This is a genomic window from Brevibacterium paucivorans, from assembly GCF_016907735.1.
Taxonomy (GTDB): Bacteria; Actinomycetota; Actinomycetes; order Actinomycetales; family Brevibacteriaceae; genus Brevibacterium; species Brevibacterium paucivorans.
Map to the genome: position 1 here is coordinate 814,431 of NZ_JAFBCP010000001.1, position 20,394 is coordinate 834,824.

The window sequence follows — 20,394 nt, forward strand, 5'->3', positions numbered from 1 at the left end:
GCGCCCTGCACTAGGCTCGAGAATATGGCTCTGACTGACATCATGGCCCCCGACTGGGCCCACGCAATGGAACCTGTAGCAGACAAGATCGCCCGCATGGGCGACTTCTTGCGCGCTGAGATCGCCCAGGACCGTGGCTATCTGCCTGCCGGGAACGCGGTTTTCCGTGCCTTTGAAGAGCCCCTGGCCAACGTCAAGGTTCTCATTGTGGGACAAGACCCCTACCCCACAGTTGGCCACCCCATTGGACTGTCGTTCGCAGTCGACCCGCACGTCCGCCCTCTCCCCCGCTCCCTTGCCAACATTTACCGCGAACTGTACGACGACCTCGGCGTTGAACCTGCCCAACACGGCGACCTGCAGGCGTGGCAGCGCCAAGGCGTTATGCTCCTCAACCGGGTTCTCACCGTTTCGCCAGGCGTCCCAGGGTCGCATAGGGGCGCGGGCTGGGAGGACATCACTGATCACGCAATCCGGGTATTGGCTCGCCGAGGTGGTCCGCTGGTTGCGATTTTGTGGGGCCGGCAGGCGCAGTCCCTGGCTCGCGAATTAGGGGACGTGCCCACCATCGAGTCGGCGCACCCGTCACCTTTATCGGCTTCCCGCGGGTTCTTTGGGTCGCGGCCGTTCAGTCGAGCGAATCAGATTCTTCAGGATCAGGGTTCTGAGCCTGTTGTTTGGCGTTTACCCGACGCTTCATAAACGGGCGCACAATAAAGTCACCCAGGATTGCTCCCACACCAATAGCAGCGTTCGCGGTCAGTGCGGCGAACAGGGCAGACAGACCGTTTGCAAGGCTCACGAATTCTTCCGGTTCAACGATCTTGTACACCGACGAGAAGATCGACAGACCTTGGAGGAGCGGGAAAATGGTGGGGATCATGAGCACGATGACCGGTGCGCCACGTTTGAACGCGGCCGGCCGGCACAGGAAACCCACCACGGTCGACGAAACGAAGCACGCCAGAATGTTTCCCACGCCCAGCACCATGAGCCCGACGAGAACCACAAAACCGATCAGTCCAATGACCCCAGCGATCATCACGGTTCGTTTGGCGGCTTGATACCCAATAGCGCCACAGGCCGCTACCAAGAATGCTGCGAACAAGGCAACGATTGTGGTCAGGGCGTCAATCCCACTCGAGCGGACAATCACGTCGATTTCGCGCAAGTGCATAAGGCGCCCAACGTACAGGCCAAATGCAATGCCGGACACAATCCCGGCAAAGGACATAAACAGCGTGATCGACCTGCCCGCCGCTGTGAGCGGGAAGTCCGTGAGCGCATCCTGTACCGCAGACACCAATGTCACCGTGGGGAGCAGGAGCACGATTCCCCCGGCGATCATGTATTGCGGACTGGCGATCAGTCCGAACGAGTACGTGACCATCGCGACCAACGTCACCACGACCGTCTGCGCCATGATCACGAAGAATGGCGGCACGCTGACGCGGTAGAGGACCTTGCCGAACCAGTCGGACGCAATCGCGATCACAAAACCCAGAATCGAAGCCACGCCGTTTCCACCGACCAGGTTGATGAAGCACATGACAAGAACACCCCACGCCAGGGTGACGACCCATTCAGCGTACGGCCGTTTCTGCCGGCGAATCGCGTCGAGCCTGGAGCGTGCTTCGTCGTAGTCGATCTTGCCGTCGACCATGTCAGCGACGAGCGAATGAACGGAAGACAGTTTGGCGAAGTGAAGAGACAGTGCGCGCACCACACGCACAACCGTGAGGAGTTTGCCGTCGGGGTCGGAGTAGTGAACGGTGAGCGACGTAGCCGTCAGGTCGACTTCGGCATTAGGAAGTCCCATGGCTGAACACGTGGCGATAACAGCGAGTTCAGTTTCGGCACTCGAGGCGCCCCCGCGCAACATGATCGCCCCCAGGTCCACAGAAAGGTCCAAGATGAGGCGGGCTTCGGACTCGGTTTTTGCACGGGCTTCGACAGGCTCCTGAAAAGGGGTTCCTTTGAGCATCGCCACAATAGGAACCGGCTGAGTGGGCGGCGAAGGGTCAGAGACGATCTTCTCTACCGTGCGGCGGGCAATGTCTTCTGCGCGTTTGCGCGTGGACTTGCGTAAAGGTGCCGAGGTGGTCGCCAGGAGTTTCCTGGCCCGCGACTGACGCTTGGGTTGCGGCGCAGGTTCGGTTTTCAGCGCCGACTGAGGAAGGGCCGCACCGCGGGTTGTTGGTTGCGTTGTTGGCTTCTGCTCGCTCACGCTGACATCAAACCTTCTGCACCGTTGAAGCTCAATGAATGTAGGTGTCCCGATGTGCGCGGACGGTAAACGTTCACTGTGCTCCTTTCGTGGACGTGTGGGGTGTGTGAGCGTCTTCGCGTCAGAATCGTACACTCCTACGTTACCCGCATTCTGGGCGACTTCTACACGCACGGTGGGCATAGTGTGAAGGTCGAATGTGAGGAGGTCTGAAGGGGGCCGATTACGCCTGAAAAGTCGTATTATGAGGTCACAGTACGCACTCCATCAGGTCGAAGGAAAAATGTCAGATTCCACCCATGACGCTGAGCAACAGGAACTCGAACCACAAGCCGAACGCATCCATCGCTACGCGGCCTTAGGCGATTCGTTTACCGAAGGCCTCATGGACGGTCAAGGCGACACGTTCAATGGGTGGGCCGACCGGTTCGCAATCGCACTGAGCGAGACTCCGCTTTCTACTCCAGAGTTGGAGTACGCGAATCTGGCGGTGCGCGGAAAGGTCCTTCACCAGGTCATCGACGAACAACTGGCGTTTGCCCTCGACACCAAGCCCGACCTGGTGTCATTCGTCGCAGGTGGAAACGACTGCATGCGGCCGGGAGCTAAGGTTGACCACCTCGCGTCAGTGATTGAGAACTCGATCATCGCCCTTCGCAGGGAAGGCATCCAGGTTCTCATGGGCAACGGGTACGACACCTCGGCGTTTTCACCTCTTTTACGCGCGCTGCGGTCACGCGTCGCCATCTACAACTCACACTTGTGGACCATTTCGCAACGCCACGGGTGCTACATGCTGGATCTGTGGGGAACGCGCCGGCTCTACCGCCCGCAGATGTGGGCCCAAGACCGTATCCATTTGAGTAGCGAGGGGCACGCTGTTGTCGCTGAGAAGGCATTGTCCACCCTGTTGAACCGGTCAGCCGAAAAGAGCGGTTTCAAGATCCCCAAGCAACCGGCGAAGCCCGTACGTGAAAAGCTTGCCCACGAAGCTTTGTGGGTTCGCGAACACTTTGTGCCGTGGGTGGGTAGGCGCATCCAAGGGGTGAGCTCTGGGGATTCGATCAATCCTAAATACCCTGACTACATTCCGGTCTCGCAGATCAGGTAAGCGCGGAGGCGACGCGCTTTGGTCGACCCTACGCACCACCTAGTGCGTTTTGCAGGGGTCCGGAAACGAAGTACAGAACAAACATCCCGGCAGTTAGATACATGAGCGGGTGAATGTCCTGGAACTCTCCGCGCGCCATTTTCAGCACCACGTACGTCACGAATCCGGCCCCGATCCCGTTGGTGATCGAGTACGAAAACGGCATGAGAACGATCGTGAGGAACGCTGGAATCGCGATCTCGGGGTTGGCCCAGTCGATCTTGACCACCTGTTGCATCATGAGGAATCCCACGAGGATCAAGGTGGGCGCAGCGGCTTCGGACGGGATCACTGAGGCCAGCGGCGAGAGCACGATCGTGGCCAGAAACAGCACCCCGGTCACCACGTTTGCCAGCCCGGTGCGGGCGCCGTCCCCGGCACCCACAGTTGACTCGATAAACCCGGAGTTCGCCGAGGTGGCACCCAGTCCACCTCCGATCGCGCCTACCGCGTCGGCAATCATTATGCGCTTGGAGTGTGGAATCTGCCCGTGTTTGTCAGCGAGCCCGCTGGTGTTTGCCACGGCCATCATGGTGCCCAGCAGGTCAAAGAAGTTGGTAAGAAGCAGCGTGAACACGATGAGCACGCCTGTAATAATGCCCACGGAGCTGAAGGAACCAAGCAGGTTGAAGTTACCCAAAGTCGAAAGGTCGGGAAGGCTCAGCCACTCTTGGTTGAGCGTGGGAACGGTGAGCTGCCAGCCGTTGGGGTTAACCACCTCGCCACCGGATACTTTGGGGCCGGGCTTGAAGATGGCTTCGACGATGAGGGCGAGCGCGGTTGCTCCCAGAATCGACACCAGGATCGCTGAACGTACCTTCTTGCTGTGCAGAATGAACAGCACTAAAAGGGTGGCGATAAACACCAGCATGGGCCATCCCACCAGGTAACCGTTGTTACCAAGCTCAAGGGCGTTTCCGCCTGCGTTAGCGATAAACCCTGCGTTGATCATTCCGATCAGCGCGATGAACATTCCGATACCCACCGAAATAGAGGTCTTCAGTTGATCGGGAACGGCGTTGAAGATGGCTTGTCGGAAACCGGTGAGAACCAGGATCAGAAGAATGATCCCCTCGATGACAACGAGCCCCATCGCATCGGCCCATGTCATGCCGGGAATCACGACGATTCCGAAGGTAATAAAAGCGCTCATACCCAGTGATGACGACACTGCCATGGGGAAGTTACCAATGAGCCCCATGAGGATGGTCAAAATACCGGATATGAGCGATGTGGCAGCTGCGATTGCTGCGAAATTGGGTTCGGTTCCCCCGCCTAGGAACTTGCCGGTGGAGTCGGCGGCTGCTCCGATGATGAGTGGGTTGAGCACTACGATGTAGCTCATTGCGAAGAACGTGGAGAGCCCTCCGCGCACTTCGCGGCCTACCGTTGACCCGCGAGCTGAGATCTCAAAGAATCGGTCAATCGTGTCGCGGGCCAACGTCCCTCCCAGAGTCCAGTGGAATAGTCACTGGATCAGTCTAATGTGATCTATGACCCTGGTTTGTAGGGAGGGATGTCTGGAAGGTCCTCCGAGTAGTTGTCCCACTTCTGGCGGGCTTCCTTCCGCGTCCGAGGTTTTTGCTTCTCTGCGTTTTCGTTGGCTTCGCGTACTGCGTTGACCTGCAGGAGCGTGGTGCGGATTTCTTCGCTCAGGTTGCCCAACTGCCCTGGGTTATTAGGGAGCAGGAGCACGTTGGAGCGCCCGTTGCGTGCCACGTCCTGCATGGTGTCGAAGTACTGGGTCATGAGCAGAAGTTGTTCTGCAGTCTCTTCAATACCCACCTCGCGCAGAAGTTCGTACTGTTCAGCAATACCAGTTGCGATCGCTTTACGCTGAGCTGCGATACCCACACCTTGGAGGCGCTTGGACTCAGCTTCGGCTTCTGCCTGTGTGACGAGCTTGATCTTGTCAGCTTCGGCGAGGGCCTGGGCTGCTTCGCGGTCACGCTGTGCCGCGTTAATGGAGTTCATCGAGTCACGCACACGGGAGTCTGGCGAGATGTCCGTGACCAGCGTGTTCACGATGCGGAATCCGTAACGGGCCATGGATTCGGACAGACGCTGTTCGACGCTGTAGGCAATGTCGTCTTTGGATTCGAATGCGGAGTCCAGGGTCAGAGTTGAAAGCGCGGAGCGCACGGTGTCGAACACGTACGACCGGATCTGCTCTTCTGGGTTGGCCAGGCTGTAGTAGGCATCGCGTACTGATTCGGGGCTCACCACGTATTGCACAGCTACTGGCACCATGACGAACACGTTGTCTTGGGTCTTCGTTTCAATGTTGACTTCCAGCTGCTGGACGCGCAATGAAACGGGTTTTGTTGTGGTTTCAATGAACGGCATCTTAGTGTTTAACCCTGCGTTGCACACCTTCTTGAACCGCCCAAAGCGTTCAACGATGACGGCTTCCTGAGTACGCACGGTAAAGAAAATGCTAGTGCGCAGACCACCAAAAAGAAGAACCGCAATAACGATGATGAAAATTACGAAGACAACGAGTGCTGTCCCCAATCCTTCAAGCAATCCCATGTGAGTCGGGCCTTTCGTGTTTGTGTGATTCTTCTACTTATCCTAACGATTCAGCCCTCTGATCTAGGGATTAACCATGTGCCGGTTCTGTAACGACTCAACGGCTCACGCACGGGTTATAAGGCCACGCGTTCATTTCAGGAACACAGAAGCCCTTCACCAGGGAGGGTGTTTCTGGTGAAGGGCGATGTGAGCCCCCTGTCGGATTCGAACCGACGACCCTCCGCTTACAAGGCGGATGCTCTGGCCAACTGAGCTAAGGAGGCGTTGCTTCAGACCTAGCTGATCTGAAGCCAGTTCAGTTTAGCCGAATTCCGGCACCAAAGTCACATTTGGTTGCCTACCCGGCTTACTTCTTCTTTTCGCCACCGATCTGACCGGTCGCTTCAAGCAAGGTCCGTCCAAACGCTTGCGGGTTCGCCCACACTTTAGGCTCGATGTCCTTGCCGTTGACCTGGATGCGCGGGGTACCGCTCAGGTCTTTGTCCTGTGCCACCTTGGTGGACTGCTGAACGTACTTTTCAAACGATGTGTTCGTCACGCAGTCGCGCACACTTGGCTGTTCGTCAAGCGCGGTAGTCTTAGCGTCCAGATCGACTTCGGCTTTCTTGAGAATGTCGAGAATCTGGTCGTCTTCCATGCCGTTTCCGCCTTCTTCGGGCTGCTGCGCGAAGAATCCTTGCAGAACACCTACCAGTTTGTCGTCGTTCTTCGCATCCGCAGCGCACATGAACGCGTTGGCAGCGCGGGTCGAGAACTTGTTTCCGCCCGAAGCTCCGTCGAGGATCGAAACCGGGTGGTATGTAACAGTGATGTCGCCACTTTCTATGAGTTTCGCGAGGCTGGCACCGTTGGCGTCTTCAAAGTTCTTGCACGCAGGGCACTGGAAGTCCAAATACACGTCTACGTGTGCAGCGTCGTCCTTCTGTTTACCGGTGTCATATGCCGGCAGTCCCTCGGGGACGTTTTCTTTATCCGACGGGTGAGCAACGGCGACGTCGCCGTTGTCGCCCTTCGCCAAAGTAATTCCACCATTGACCATTGAGACCGGACCAACCGCAGGACGCGATGACTGAACGATCAGCACAACAATCACTGCAATAACAGCGATAACGACGATGCCGATCCCTGACCACAGGATGGTCTTGGCACGCTTTTCTCTGTTGGCCTGAGCTTGCGCAATCTGACGAGCTTTTTCACGCGCAGCTTGCCTGCGTTCAACTTGGTCTTTGGCCATTTTTCCTCTTCTACGGTTTCACCCAAGAGCACTCGCTTGCTCGTGGGCACATTATCACAACGGTTGAAGACACAACTTCCCTATGCGTCATTTACCGGCAAAAGCTCAAACGGGCTGTCTTGCACCGGCCACCAGGTCACTCCGACCCCACTGGCAACCGTCAGCAACGCCAGTATCGCGAGCACGCTCGCCAAGCCGATTGCACACCAATGCCCCACTGCCGACTTACCAACTGCCACTGCCGCAATCTGGCGCGAACCTCGGCGCAGATTCGACGAAGTGGGGCCAAACCACATGACAACCGCGCCAGCGCTCGCGGCAGCGATCAGCGCGGTCTCCTCGGCGTACCCTCGTGGCACGATCCCGGCGACGTCCAACCACATCATGAGCGCCACGGCGCATGCCGCAATGAGCGGCAAAATGAGCCCCACGGCCGTCAAAAGCCCCGCAGTCAGAAGTGCAACAGGCGTGCGTGCCACAGTGCCGGATGCGCTCGCCTTTCCGGTTGCCATGATTCGATCGCGGTGACTTTTCACCATGGTTCCTACCGTCCGCGCAAGAACTTGCCACACAATTACCACACCCAAAGTGATCATCGGTGCCAGTGCGGTGAGCGCGATCGACAACAATACGAGCGCAAGCACAGTCAAGGCCGACAGCTTCGACGCCCAGGCAGGGGGTCCCAGCACCGCCGGCTGTTCGTAGTGGTTTTGCGAACTGTATTGGGGGTGCGGGGTCCCAACCGGCGCAGACGCGTAGGCCGGTTGCTGAGTGAAATCCTGCGGGGGTGGCTGAATGTTGGCCGGCGGTACGTGTTGCTGAACCGGGTGGCCTCCCGGCCGTGGGCTCCCCATGAGTCCCATGGCAGAATGACGGTCCTGGCTGTGTGCGCCGAGGTCGTTGTTTGGGAACGCGGGCCCGTTGTCGAACGCTGGTTGTCCGGCAAAAGCCGCGTTTCCGTCCGGTGGCGCGGGGATCGCTGGCCCACCCACCATGGTGTCGCCGAGGTTGGGGGCAGGTGGGGGTGCTGGAACGGCACCGCCCAGACTTGGCATCTGGCCAGACTCGATCTCGACAAGTGCTTCCAAGATCATTTGACCAGAAGGACGGCGTTCCGGTTTGGGATCCAGGCATGCCCTCAGAAGGGGAACGAAGCGTTCGGGAACACCCTGCAGATTGGCTCGCCCTGAGGCGACACGAGCAATTACGGCTTCGATTCCGCCCGACCCATACGGGTTGTGCCCCGTTGCCGCAAACGCCATGGTGGCGGCCCATCCCCACCAGTCAGTCTTTTCGTTGGACTGTTTTCCGTCCACAATTTCAGGGCTCAAGTATCCCGGAGTTCCCATGACCAGGCCGGTAACCGTGACCTTGACTTCGTCGGCTGCCTGCGCAATACCAAAGTCGATCACCATGGGCTCGCCGTCCATGATCATCACGTTTGCTGGTTTGAGGTCACGGTGAACAACACCGGCGTTGTGAACTGCTGTCAGCGCGTCCAAAAGTGCGTGGCCAAAGTGGACGAGTTCGTCTTCTGCAAACGGACCGTTTTCACGTACGTCATCGGAAAGCGTGAGGCCATCGACGAATTCGGTCACCACATACGGGGTATCGGTTTCGAGTTCCGCATCGAGGACTGCGGCAATGCGTGGGTGTTGAATGCGTCGAAGGGTTCGCACCTCACGCGCTAGGCGCATCCGCGCTGTTTGATCATTGGCGATAGAAGGGTGCAACACCTTGACGGCTACGGGTTTGTTGTTCGGGTCCACCGCCAGGTAGACCACACCCATGCCGCCTGAACCAAGTTCTTCTATGAGGCGATAATTGCCCAACTGTTCAACAGCCATCCGTACCAGCCTATGCCAACACCTTAAAATATGTTTTGAGCGTACTTTCCGAAAGGGACACATGAAACGGTTAGGTGAAGGTAAGTATCAATCGAAGCGGATCGATCCGCCACAGTCGGGCCCCGATTTTGTCGTCATTGCCAACCGTCTTCCGGTTGACCGGGACACCTCGGTCGACCCACCTGCTTGGCGCACCTCCCCCGGCGGACTCGTCACAGCCCTTGACCCCGTCATGTCACGCACGGACGGCGCGTGGGTCGGTTGGGCAGGTCAGCCAGATGAAGAACTCGAACCTTTTGATAAAGACGGTATCCACATCGTGCCCGTCACTCTTTCAGCAACTGAAGTCCGCCGTTATTACGAAGGTTTCTCTAACGCCACACTGTGGCCCCTGTTTCACGACGTCATTGTGCCTCCTGAATACCACCGCACATGGTGGGACGCGTACCGCGAAGTCAACGAACGGTTCGCCCACCGCGCAGCTGAGGTCGCAGCCGAAGGAGCCACCGTATGGGTCAACGACTACCAGTTACTCTTAGTCCCTCTTCTCTTGAGAGCTAAGCGCCCGGACCTCAAGATCGGGTTCTTCAACCACATACCGTTTCCCGCATGGGAACTTTTTTCACAGTTACCGTGGCGAGTAGAAATTCTGACCGGTCTCCAAGGTGCTGACCTGATCGGGTTCCAGCGTCCCTCCGATGCCGCGAACTTCCGCTCCGCTGTACGCATTCTCTGCGGTACTTCCACGCGCGCGGAGCGACTCACCGTGCCAGCTCAGGACGACCTCGGCGTTCCAGGACACACGTCGATTGCCCGACACTTCCCTATCTCTGTCGACACGGAGTCCCTCCAAGAACTTGCGTCGGATCCCCACATCATTGAGCGCGCTGCCCAAATCAGACGTGACCTGGGCAACCCGGAAATTCTCATGCTCGGAGTGGACCGGCTCGATTACACAAAGGGAATCAGACACCGCATTAAAGCGTTCGAAGAACTCCTTCGCGACAAACGCCTCAACCCGGAGTCCGTGACACTGGTTCAAGTTGCCACGCCCAGTCGTGAACGCGTAGAGCAGTACAAGCAGATTCGCCACGACGTCGAATTGGCCGTGGGCCGAATCAACGGAGAATTTTCCGACCTCAACAACCAAGTGGTCCACTACCTGCACCACTCGTATCCGCGCGACCAAATGGTTGCCCTGTTCCTCGCCGCCGACGTGTGCCTGGTGACAGCCCTGCGCGACGGCATGAACCTGGTCGCAAAAGAATATGTCGCGTGCAGGCTCGACGACACGGGCGCGCTCGTCTTAAGCGAGTTCACGGGTGCTGCCGACCAACTGACCCAAGCGCTCAAGGTGAATCCGCACGACATCGACAACATGAAAAACACCATCATGCGCGCGTGCGAACTGCCGACCAAGGAACAGCGCCACCGCATGCGCCTCATGCGTAAGCGCTTAGAAAAGGACACCGTGCATGTGTGGTCGCGTAGTTTCCTCGACGCGCTCGACGACGCGGCCGCCCACCGCGCCCACGGGCTCCCCCACGACCTGCAAGACGCCCTGAACCGGCTGGCCCAAGCGCCGCAGTTGACCGTTGCGTTGGATTTTGACGGGGTTCTGGCCCCGCTTGTCGACGACCCCTACACGTCTGCTCCCCTGCCGGGTTCCGCCGCCGAGGTGAGGGCCCTGTCTGCCATGAACGGCACCCGGGTAGCACTGGTGTCGGGGCGGAATTTGGAGAACCTGTTCAACGTGTACGAACCACCCACCGGAACGCTCATGTACGGTTCTCACGGGTCCGAAACTGCCCACGTTCTGCCTGGTAAGCGTGGAATGGAAGCCACACAGGTGAACCTTACGGACGCTGAAGAAGCGACGCTCACCGACTTGGAAAACTACGTGAAGGAGTTTGAAGAGAAGTTCGCTGACTCTGGCGCGTGGATCGAACGCAAACCGTTTGGTCGCACATTCCACTGGCGAACCGTACAACCCGAGTTCCGCGAAAACGTTCTGGCCCACGTCCAAGAGGCCCAAGAACGCTTCAGCCACGTGCGGCAAGTCAGTGGTCACGACATTCTGGAGCTCACTGTCCGCCACGTCACCAAAGGGGACGCTGTCAACGAATTAACCACCTCGGCGCCGGAAATCCTGTACGTAGGCGACGACGTCACGGACGAAGACGCGTTCGCCGCACTTGCACAGAACCCCAACGCGGTCACAGTCAAGGTAGGCGACGGGGAAACGCGCGCTACCTACCGCGTGAGTTCACCGGCCGATGTCACCGACCTGTTGTTCCACCTGCGAGTAGCCCGCGCACAACATCAAGCTCAGTAGCCTTAGCGCTTGCGGATCGGTTTTTCTGAACTGCGCAAAACAAGCTCAGGCGACATGGAGTAGGCCGGCATGTAACCGGGGCGGCTGAGCATGGTTTCGAGCATGCCTACAGCTGTTTCGGCGACAGCCTGCCAGTCGTAGGTGACTTGGGAGATGGGCGGGGCCAGAACATCGGCGTCACGGATGTCTCCCACCGTCAAGAGCGACACGTGTTCGGGGACGCTCAGCCGTTCACGCCGGGCAGCTTCGAGGAGCCCAAAGGTCAACGACGGCGATGTCGCGATCACTGCGGTGCAGTTGGCCGTCAGCAGTTTTTGTGCCGCATGAATACCCGCGGGAAGGCCAGGTTCAGCCATGGCGACCGGGGCTTGGTCGCGGGTCGCCGAAATGTGCAGGAGTTCAGCGAGGCGTTTACGGAATGTCGAAATACGGGCAGCCGCCGCGCTGTTTCGTGGAACCGCCAGCCCAATCCTGGTGTGCCCCAAGTTCACTAAATGGCTCAGTGCCGTGTCCAAGGACGTCGTGGGGTCCAAAACAATCTGCGCGGTTTCAGCGTAGGTGGACTGGGCAATGCGCAAAACCCGGATGCCCTCTTCTTGCATGCGGACCGCCTCGGGCCCGGCAGAGCTACCACCCAACACCAGAGCGCCTTGGATCCCAGACCGGGTCAGCAAAGGAGTGGCCGAGGGAATTCCAGGGCCGGCGAGAACCCTGACCGCTGCCCGACCCACGTCAAACAAGCGTTCCGAGACGTGAAGAAACAGGGTTTCGTACGGGTCGATGTCGCTTCCCACAGGAACTGCTTGTACCACCGCAATTGCAGAAGACGACTCGGGCGTTGTTCCATAGCCCAGCGTGCGAACAGCGGTTTCCACCGCCCGAACAGCAGACTCACTCACCGACGACTTCCCACGAAGGACGCGGCTCACTGTAGCGACGGAAAGACCGGAAAGTTCAGCGATGTGTTTGAGAGTGGGTCGGCTCATGAGCGACCTGCCGAGGTTGATCCGCGGGCAATGAGTTTGGGGCGGAAATTGGGGGGTACTGACTTCATGTGTTCGCCGGGAATATGTAAAACGGCGCGTGTGGCTGCCGCGAGCGCTTGTGCCATGGCTACAGTATCCAGCGAAAGGACAGTTGCAGGTGGGCCCGTGTACTGGGTCGTCAGGCTGTCGCCGATCCCCACCACGGAAAGGTCACGTGGCACGGTGAGTCCGCGCTTGCGGATTGCATCCAGAACACCAAAAAGCTGCAGCTGTCCTTGCACAATAACGGCTGTTCCTCCCGCGTCTTTGAGGCGCAGAGCCGCGTGGATACCACCGGAGTATGACTTGGATACTCGGACGATCCAGTCGTTGGCATCACCCAAGTGGCGCATGGGGTGTTCGGCGAGGAACCGTGCGGCGAGCAGGTCCGCGAGTTCACCCGTGTCTTTACACACCAGGCCGATCTTGCGGTGTCCCAGGTCGGTTAAGTGTTCAAACGCCAAGCTCAGGCCGGTAGCCAGGTCGAGTTTGGCGGCAATGGTTTCATTGGCAGACGTGCTGGGGCTGGCAAACGACGTTTCATCGAATCGGACCACGGGAACGTCGACATCAAGGTGTGTGAACGTGGGGGTAACGACGAGTCCGGCACCGGCTCGAATCGAAGTTTCCAAGGATTCGAGGTGGGTGTCGATGAGCGGGGTCATGGTGAGGATCCCGTGCGACTGCAGTTCCGCGTTGACCAGTCGGCTGACTTCGAGCTGCCAGTGTTCGGGGTCCTGTGGGGTGGCCACAGCGATGAAGCGTGCGTCATTGCGCGGGAGGAACGTGGAACGCGAGTATCCCACTTTGTGCGCAGCGTCGAGAACCTTTTGGCGTGTTGATTCGGCGACAATGCCACGGTCAGACAGCACGCGAGAAACGGTCGTGACAGAAACACCGGCCGCGTTGGCCACGTCCTGGATGCGCACTGTCATACGCGTAGTCTACGAGATCGCCGTCTGCGTGGTCATGTAACCGCACTGCCTATGACACGGATACACGGAACGGCATGTGGACACTCTTCCGTGAGCCTAGTCACTAAACGTAGTGTTGTTTCATCGATAGCACCGATCACATGCGAAAGGCCCCAGTCATGACACACGTCCCCAACATTCCGAACCTGTTCAATATGAGCGACCACACGGCCGTTGTCGTGGGCAGTGGTTCCGGTCTGGGACAGGTTTCAGCGCTGGGCCTAGCCGATGCCGGTGCGCACGTTGTCTGCGCGGACCTCAACACTGAAGCCGCCCGGGCCACCGCTCAGATCATTGCAGAGCGCGGAGGTTCGGCTGAAGCGTTTACCGTGGACATCACCGATACGAGCAGTGTCGACGCGCTCGCCCAGTCGTTTGCCGATGCTCACGCACTGGTGATCACGCCAGGGGCAAACGTCCGTAAGCGCCTGCTGGACACCACGGATGACGAGTTCGATCGCGTGATCGACATCAACCTCAAAGGAACCTATCGTCTGATGCGCGCGTTCGGTGACAACATGCGCGAACGCGGCCGGGGTTCGATCGTCACCTTTGCGTCGTTCCGTGCCGAGGTTGTTGAACCTGGGCAAGGTCTGTACGCCGCGGCGAAGGCAGGGGTTGTTCAGTTGACCAAGACGCTTGCGAGCGAACTCGGTGGTTCGGGGGTCCGCGTGAATACGATTCTGCCCGGCCCGTTCGACACACCGTTGACCGCCCAGATCAAATCCGACACCGAATGGTGGGACGCGTATGCCAACAAGACTGCAGTGGGCCGATGGGGTCACTTGCACGAAATGGCAGGCCCCGTTTTGTTCTTGGCGTCTGACGCGTCGACGTATGTCACGGGTACGCCCCTGCTGGTAGACGGTGGCTGGATGGCCCACGACGGGCGTTTTTCGCCGCGCGTCTGACCTCAGCGCACAGGCGCACCTCAGAGCATGCGGGTGCGCGCCACCTCGTACAGGGCGACTCCTGCCGCAACTCCCGCGTTGAGCGATTCGGTGCTTGCGCTGATGGGGATCGACACAATCTGGTCGCACTTTTCACGCACCAGACGCGAAAGACCTTTACCTTCTGACCCCACGACCAGACACACGGGTTCGCGAGCGAGATCCAGTTTGGGCAGTTGCACGTCCCCGCCCATGTCCAGGCCAAGAACGAACACGCCGTTCTTCTTGAGGTCGTCAATAGCCCGGGATAAGTTCACAACCTGCGCTACCGGGATTCGGGAAGCTGCCCCCGCCGAGGTCTTCCATGCTGCCGCTGTCATGGCAGCTGCGCGGCGTTCTGTGATGATGACACCGTGTCCGCCAAATGCTGCCGTGGAACGGACGATGGCTCCGAGGTTGCGAGGGTCGGTGATTCCGTCCAACGCTACGACGAGCGGGTGTTCCGCGCGGTCGCGGGCAAGGGCCAGCAGGTCGTCCGGGTGTGAGTACTCGTACGGTGGAATCTGAAGGGCGACACCCTGGTGGATGGCGCCATCAGTGATCCGATCGAGGTCAGGCTTCCCAGCTTCGAGCATGGGAATTCCCCGATCTGACGCGGCTTCGATGATGTCGCGGACGCGCTCGTCGGCGTCAATCCGGCGAGCCACGTACAGGGTGGTAGCGGGAATTCCTTCACGTAGGGCCTCGAGAACGGAGTTACGCCCGGCCACCATATCGGAGCCGTGCTCCTTCTTCTTTTTGCGCGCTTGCTGCTGTGCCGCCCGCTTGAGTCGTTCTTGTTTTGCCTTGTACGCCTTGTGGTAGACGCGGTCTTCGGCCTTGGGCGTGGGGCCTTTACCGGCGAGTGCTCGGCGTCCGTGCCCTCCGGTTCCTTTGCGAGCGCGTGATCCTGGTTTCGACATGACTAGTCCTTTAAGTGGTAGCGGAATCCATCCGCGGTGTCTTCGATGACAATGCCTGCTTGCGTGAGCTGATCGCGAATCGCGTCAGCGGTTGCGAAGTCTTTTTCCTTTTTGGCTTCGAGCCTGCGTGTGGCGAGTTCGGATACGAGCACGTCCAGCGCCTGGGCGGCGGCGTCTGCACTGTCACCGGTTTCTGCCCACACTGGCCCGGTGGGGTTGATTCCCAACGTGTCGAGCATCGTTTCGACCGCCACCAGTGTGTGCGAAAGTTCTTCGCGGTTGGCTGACGCGCCGTCTTCCAAGAGTTTGTATCCCTGGCTGACATACTCAAAAACCACCGCGAGCGCCCGAGGTGTACTCAAGTCATCGTCCATGGCCTGAGCGAACTCTGGTGCCACGTGGCCGGATTCGTAGCCGTTCTCGAAGGACACGACGGCAGGTGCCGCGTCCCCAAGTTCGGTTCGGGCCCGCGTGAGGAAGTTTGAGATGCGTGTGACCGCCGCCTGTTGTTGTGCCACGTTCTCCCGGGTGAACTCGAGTTGAGATCGGTAGTGGCCCGAGGTGAGAAAGAAGCGCACGAGTAGTGGCGAGTATTCGTCAAAAAGGTCGTGGGCGAAAATCGAGTTGCCCAAGGACTTGGACATCTTGTTGCCATCGACGCTCACCAACCCGGAGTGCATCCACAGGTTTGCGAACGGGTCTCCCGCCGCGTTGGACTGTGCCATTTCGTTTTCGTGGTGAGGGAAACGCAGATCGCGTCCGCCTCCGTGGATATCGAACTGCGCACCCAAATACTTGGTACTCATTGCCGAGCATTCAATATGCCAGCCGGGACGACCTCGGCCCCATGGGGTTTCCCATGACGCTGTAACCGGGTCAGAATCCTTGTGGCCCTTCCAGACCGCGAAGTCACGCGGGTCGCGCTTGCCGCGCACAGGTGCGTCAGCGGCGTCTTCCATGCTGTCGCGGTCTTGGCGGGTCAGCGATCCGTATTCGGGCCACGAGGCGGTGTCGAAGTAGACATCGCCGGAACCGTCTTGCGCAGGGTACGCATGGCCTGCCTCAATGATACGGGCGATCAGGGCAATCATCTCGGGAATGTGCCCGGTTGCGCGTGGTTCGTAGGTAGGTGGTGCGACTCCGATTCGGGCGTATGCGTCCGTAAAGACTTGTTCGTAAAGGAACGCGTGAGCCCACCACGGGCGACCCTCATCAACGGACTTGGAGAGGATCTTGTCGTCAATATCCGTGACGTTTCGGACCAGGGTGACGTCAAAATTCCGGAAGGTCATCCAGCGACGCAACTGATCGAAAACAACTGCTGAACGCATGTGCCCAATGTGCGGAGCCCCCTGAACAGTGGCACCACATACGTAGAGGCTGGCACGCCCTGGGTTCACGGGAGCGAAAGGCTCTAGCTTGCGGGTCTTCGAGTTATACAGCTGAATCGTCACGCATCAAGTGTACTTAAACACTGAACTTGTCTACGATGTGGGATTGAATTACAAGGACGTGATTCACGCTATATATTTCACGTTCTGTCGGCCCCGCGAAGTTCGCGGGGTTTAATCACGTGCATTGCACATTTCTGTGCAGTTTTACGGACAACACAGGTTTAAAAGGACAGTCGATGAAACAAGAAACTTCCTCTCAGCCACGCCAGGTGTTTAATTCACAGTCGGCGTTCATCATGGCTGCGGTTGGATCGGCCGTAGGGTTGGGAAACATTTGGCGCTTCCCCTACGTCGCATATGAAAACGGTGGCGGCGCGTTTATTCTGCCCTATTTGATTGCGCTCCTCACCGTGGGAATCCCGTTTTTGTTCTTGGACTATTCGATCGGCCACAAGTTCCGTTCGTCCTCACCTCTGAACTTTCGTCTTTTGAATCGCGGAACCGAGCCGATCGGTTGGGTTCACGTGGGAATCGCTTTTGTGATTGCCATTTATTACGCAGTCATTATTGCATGGGCAATCTGCTACACCTTCTTTTCTATCAACCAGACCTGGGGCGACGACGCGGAAACGTTCTTTGGCTCCACGTTCCTTCAACAGTCGACGGAGGCCACGTTTAGTCTGCAACCGGTGACGGGGGTTTTGTTGCCGCTCATTGCAGTATGGGTCATTACCCTTTTCATCCTTGTGGGTGGTGTGCAAAACGGAATTGCGCGTGTGAGCAAGATTTTCTTGCCCGTCCTGATGGTGCTGTTTTTAGCACTGGTGGTTCGCTCTCTTATGCTGCCTGGGGCAGCTGAAGGACTCGACGCGTTCTTTACCCCAAACTTCAGCGCACTGACGGACCCCCATGTGTGGATTGCCACGTACGGTCAGATCTTCTTTTCACTATCAGTGGCGTTTGGGATCATGATCACCTACGCGTCGTACCTCAAACCGCGCACGAACCTCACCGGCTCTGGGATGGTCGTTGGATTCGCTAACTCCAGCTTTGAGATCTTGGCAGGAATTGGGGTGTTCGCGGCTCTGGGCTTCATGGCCCACCAGACGGGAACTCCTGTCAGCGACGCTGTTGCAGGTGGGCCGGGACTTGCGTTTGTTGCCTTCCCATCCCTCATTTCGCAAATGCCCGGCGGATCTATCTTCGGAATCTTGTTCTTCTTGTCCTTGGTGTTCGCCGGCCTGACATCCCTGATCTCGCTGGTTCAGGTCGTCACAGCGGCGGTTGCAGACAAACTTGGCATTTCACCCAAAACCTCAACCATTGTTTTTGGTGGTGTGATGGCGGTGGCGTCATGCGTCCTCTACCCCACAGTCACGGGTATGAGTGTGTTGGATGTGGTTGATGCGTTCGTCAACAACTTGGGCATCGTGGGAATTGCTTTGGTTGTTCTCATTTGCCTGGCATGGGTGATCCGCGCCCTGCCCATGTTGCGCGATCACCTCAACAAGGTCAGCAGCTTCAAAGTGGGCTGGGTCTGGATGGCCTTGCTAGGTGTTGTCATCCCACTCGTTTTGGGTTACATGTTCATTTCGTCCACATATGACATGGCCACTAACGGCTATGGCGAATACCCCGGATGGTTCGTGGGCGTGTTCGGCTGGGGCATGGTGGCTGGGCTCGTGGTTTTCGCAGTCGTCCTGTCGCTGATCCCATGGCGAAAGGGCACGGTTGAAGCAGCACGCGCGCACCACGATGAAGCTCAAAAAGAAATCAGTAGCGCAGACAATCAAGGAGACCCCGCATGAGCACACCTGCAATCATCATGATGGTTCTGGCCATCGCTACTCTTTGGGGTGGCTTGGGAGCTGCGATCGTACATTTGATGAGACATCCAGACGCTTCTGGAAGCTGAACTCGATTCCTACATAGACTGGCTTTAGACACATAGTCAATCACGCATAGGAGATGACGTGCCCACGACAGTTAAAGGCGTTGTTGCTAAAGCCAAAGGACAGCCGGTCGAACTCGTTGACATTGTGATTCCGGATCCCGGACCAGGCGAAGTCGTGGTCGACATAAAGTCGTGCGGTGTGTGCCACACGGACTTCCACTATCGCGAAGGCGGGATCGGCGACAACTACCCATACCTGTTGGGCCACGAGTCAGCAGGAGTCGTAGCCCAGGTAGGCGAAGGCGTTACAAATGTGGAGCCAGGCGACTTCGTTGTTCTCAACTGGCGCGCGATCTGTGGAGAATGCCGTGCGTGCAAGCGTGGCGAACCGTGGTACTGCTTCGACACCCACAACGCAACGCAGAAAATGGCGCTCACCGACGGAACTGAACTCGAAGCCGCCCTGGGGATCGGCAGTTTCGCAGACAAGACCTTGGTCGCCGCTGGCCAATGCACCAAAGTCGAAGAAACCGATCCGGCAGTCGCGGGTCTCTTGGGTTGCGGCGTCATGGCCGGCCTGGGAGCGGCCATTAACACCGGTGGAGTCACCCGCGGCAAATCGGTCGCAGTGATCGGTTGCGGAGGCGTGGGAGCAGCCGCTGTTGCAGGAGCACGTCTAGCCGGCGCCTCCCCCATCATCGCGCTCGACTTTGACGACCGGAAACTCCAGTGGGCAAAAGACCTGGGCGCCACTCACACGATCAACTCGAGCGACCTCGGCGAAGATGACGTAGTCAAGGCCGTTCAAGAACTCACAGGCGGCTTTGGTGCAGACGTCGTCATTGACGCGGTGGGCGTACCAGACACCTGGCGACAAGCGTTCTATGCCCGTGACCTCGCGGGAACTGTGGTTCTTGTGGGGGTTCCTACCCCTGAAATGGAACTCACCGTGTCGCTGCTCGACGTCTTTGGCCGAGGTGGTTCACTGAAGTCCAGCTGGTATGGCGACTGCCTACCTGAACGCGACTTCCCCATGTACATCGACCTTTTCAAACAAGGACGCCTGCCACTGGACAAATTCGTCTCTGAACGCATCACCATTGACCAAGTCGAAGACGCATTTGCCAAAATGGGACGCGGAGAAGTCCTACGATCGGTGGTTATCAATGACAGCACGAATTGAACGCCTCATCACGTCCGGCACGTTTTCGCTTGACGGCGGAACGTGGGACGTGGACAACAATGTGTGGATTGTGGGGGATGACGCCGAGGTCGTTGTCATCGACCCTGCCCACGACCCTGAACTTGTGTCAGACAAGGCGGGAACCCGTTTTTGTGAACGTATTCTGCTCACGCATGGCCACGACGACCACATCCGCTACGCGCTTGAGACAAAGGACGCGCTGGGTGGAATCCCCGTATGCCTGAACTCGGAAGACTCCATGTTGTGGGACGCTGTCTTCCCCGATGTTGAGCCCGATGAAAACATCTCCGCTGGCAACACGTTCAGAATCGCCGGGCTCGAGTTACAAGCCCTGCACACTCCGGGCCACTCCCCCGGATCCACATGCTTCTACATCGAAAGTGGACTCACACTCGCCCAGTTGCCTAACGACCTCGGGCAGGCTGTAGACCAACTTCGCAAAGAGCTTGGTGAGAACGCCAGCACGCCGGTTCTGTTGTCCGGCGACACGCTGTTCGCTGGCGGCCCGGGAGCCACGGGACGTTCGTACTCGTCCTTTGACACCATCATTGATTCGATCCGTTCCACGCTGTTTGAGTTGCCGGACTCAACGGTGGTTCTGACAGGTCACGGCGACGCAACCACAATCGGTGCCGAACGCCCTCACCTGAGCGAATGGATCGCCCGCGGGCACTAACCCCACTAAACTGTCTATATCAACCTTCATCAACAAGGGAGTTAGCG

17 protein-coding genes and 1 tRNA gene are annotated in these 20,394 nt (G+C 58.3%); 8 read left to right on the forward strand and 10 right to left on the reverse strand.

Features of this window, described 5'->3' with window-relative positions; translation table 11 throughout:
• The first annotated feature begins 24 nt into the window (after window positions 1-24).
• Entirely contained in the window at window positions 25-702 is a 678-nt protein-coding gene (locus tag JOE56_RS03825) for a uracil-DNA glycosylase (protein ID WP_204514906.1), read from the forward strand.
• Here the strand turns inward: JOE56_RS03825 and JOE56_RS03830 are convergent.
• A complete protein-coding gene (locus tag JOE56_RS03830; RefSeq protein WP_204514907.1) occupies window positions 629-2,227 on the reverse strand; it encodes a threonine/serine exporter family protein in 1,599 nt (532 codons plus the stop codon). The two genes, JOE56_RS03825 and JOE56_RS03830, sit on opposite strands and share 74 nt — an antisense overlap.
• A 283-nt stretch (window positions 2,228-2,510) precedes the next feature.
• Between JOE56_RS03830 and JOE56_RS03835 the strand changes: the two genes are divergently transcribed.
• Entirely contained in the window at window positions 2,511-3,338 is an 828-nt protein-coding gene (locus JOE56_RS03835) for an SGNH/GDSL hydrolase family protein (RefSeq protein WP_204514908.1), read from the forward strand.
• A 28-nt stretch (window positions 3,339-3,366) separates the two neighbouring features.
• Here the strand turns inward: JOE56_RS03835 and JOE56_RS03840 are convergent, their stop codons facing one another.
• From JOE56_RS03840 to JOE56_RS03860, 5 genes are all read right to left on the reverse strand, one after another.
• Window positions 3,367-4,818 (reverse strand): NCS2 family permease, encoded by a 1,452-nt coding sequence (locus tag JOE56_RS03840; protein ID WP_204514909.1) that lies wholly within the window; start codon window positions 4,816-4,818, stop codon window positions 3,367-3,369.
• Between the two features lie 50 nt (window positions 4,819-4,868).
• Window positions 4,869-5,909: an SPFH domain-containing protein gene (locus JOE56_RS03845; protein WP_204514910.1), complete on the reverse strand. Its 1,041-nt coding sequence runs from the start codon at window positions 5,907-5,909 to the stop codon at window positions 4,869-4,871.
• Window positions 5,910-6,101: 192 nt separating this feature from the next.
• Window positions 6,102-6,175, reverse strand: a tRNA-Thr gene (locus tag JOE56_RS03850).
• Between the two features lie 83 nt (window positions 6,176-6,258).
• Window positions 6,259-7,146: a DsbA family protein gene (locus JOE56_RS03855; RefSeq protein ID WP_204514911.1), complete on the reverse strand. Its 888-nt coding sequence runs from the start codon at window positions 7,144-7,146 to the stop codon at window positions 6,259-6,261.
• Between the two features lie 80 nt (window positions 7,147-7,226).
• Window positions 7,227-8,993, reverse strand: coding sequence for a serine/threonine protein kinase (locus tag JOE56_RS03860; protein WP_204514912.1), 1,767 nt, complete (start codon window positions 8,991-8,993; stop codon window positions 7,227-7,229).
• 61 nt (window positions 8,994-9,054) lie between these two features.
• Between JOE56_RS03860 and JOE56_RS03865 the strand changes: the two genes are divergently transcribed.
• Window positions 9,055-11,328: a bifunctional alpha,alpha-trehalose-phosphate synthase (UDP-forming)/trehalose-phosphatase gene (locus JOE56_RS03865; protein WP_204514913.1), complete on the forward strand. Its 2,274-nt coding sequence runs from the start codon at window positions 9,055-9,057 to the stop codon at window positions 11,326-11,328.
• A 2-nt stretch (window positions 11,329-11,330) separates the two neighbouring features.
• Here the strand turns inward: JOE56_RS03865 and JOE56_RS03870 are convergent, their stop codons facing one another.
• Window positions 11,331-12,314, reverse strand: a complete 984-nt coding sequence (locus tag JOE56_RS03870; RefSeq protein WP_204514914.1) for a LacI family DNA-binding transcriptional regulator — start codon at window positions 12,312-12,314, stop codon at window positions 11,331-11,333.
• The gene (locus JOE56_RS03875) at window positions 12,311-13,288 is read right to left on the reverse strand and encodes a LacI family DNA-binding transcriptional regulator (RefSeq protein ID WP_204514915.1); all 978 of its coding nucleotides are present in this window, start codon (window positions 13,286-13,288) and stop codon (window positions 12,311-12,313) included. Before JOE56_RS03875 ends, JOE56_RS03870 begins: the two co-directional genes overlap by 4 nt.
• Before the next feature lie 158 nt (window positions 13,289-13,446).
• Between JOE56_RS03875 and JOE56_RS03880 the strand changes: the two genes are divergently transcribed.
• Window positions 13,447-14,238, forward strand: coding sequence for an SDR family NAD(P)-dependent oxidoreductase (locus JOE56_RS03880; RefSeq protein WP_204514916.1), 792 nt, complete (start codon window positions 13,447-13,449; stop codon window positions 14,236-14,238).
• A 20-nt stretch (window positions 14,239-14,258) separates the two neighbouring features.
• Here the strand turns inward: JOE56_RS03880 and rlmB are convergent, their stop codons facing one another.
• Both rlmB and cysS read right to left on the reverse strand, forming a co-directional pair.
• Window positions 14,259-15,179: a 23S rRNA (guanosine(2251)-2'-O)-methyltransferase RlmB gene (gene rlmB / locus JOE56_RS03885; protein ID WP_204514917.1), complete on the reverse strand. Its 921-nt coding sequence runs from the start codon at window positions 15,177-15,179 to the stop codon at window positions 14,259-14,261.
• Window positions 15,180-15,181: 2 nt separating this feature from the next.
• Window positions 15,182-16,633: a cysteine--tRNA ligase gene (gene cysS, locus JOE56_RS03890; RefSeq protein ID WP_204514918.1), complete on the reverse strand. Its 1,452-nt coding sequence runs from the start codon at window positions 16,631-16,633 to the stop codon at window positions 15,182-15,184.
• 176 nt (window positions 16,634-16,809) lie between these two features.
• On the opposite strand from cysS, the gene JOE56_RS03895 reads away from it, so the two are divergent.
• From JOE56_RS03895 to JOE56_RS03910, 4 genes are read left to right on the forward strand one after another with little or no spacing between them, the layout of a single operon-like run.
• Window positions 16,810-18,381, forward strand: a complete 1,572-nt coding sequence (locus JOE56_RS03895; protein ID WP_204514919.1) for a sodium-dependent transporter — start codon at window positions 16,810-16,812, stop codon at window positions 18,379-18,381.
• Between the two features lie 20 nt (window positions 18,382-18,401).
• Window positions 18,402-18,488 carry a MetS family NSS transporter small subunit gene (locus tag JOE56_RS03900; protein ID WP_239530576.1) on the forward strand — a complete coding sequence of 29 codons (87 nt, stop codon included), beginning with the start codon at window positions 18,402-18,404 and terminating at the stop codon, window positions 18,486-18,488.
• Window positions 18,489-18,546: 58 nt separating this feature from the next.
• Window positions 18,547-19,650, forward strand: coding sequence for an S-(hydroxymethyl)mycothiol dehydrogenase (locus tag JOE56_RS03905; protein ID WP_204514920.1), 1,104 nt, complete (start codon window positions 18,547-18,549; stop codon window positions 19,648-19,650).
• Window positions 19,634-20,347, forward strand: a complete 714-nt coding sequence (locus JOE56_RS03910; protein ID WP_204514921.1) for an MBL fold metallo-hydrolase — start codon at window positions 19,634-19,636, stop codon at window positions 20,345-20,347. The genes JOE56_RS03905 and JOE56_RS03910 overlap by 17 nt, the downstream gene beginning before the upstream one ends.
• The last annotated feature ends 47 nt before the right edge of the window (window positions 20,348-20,394 follow it).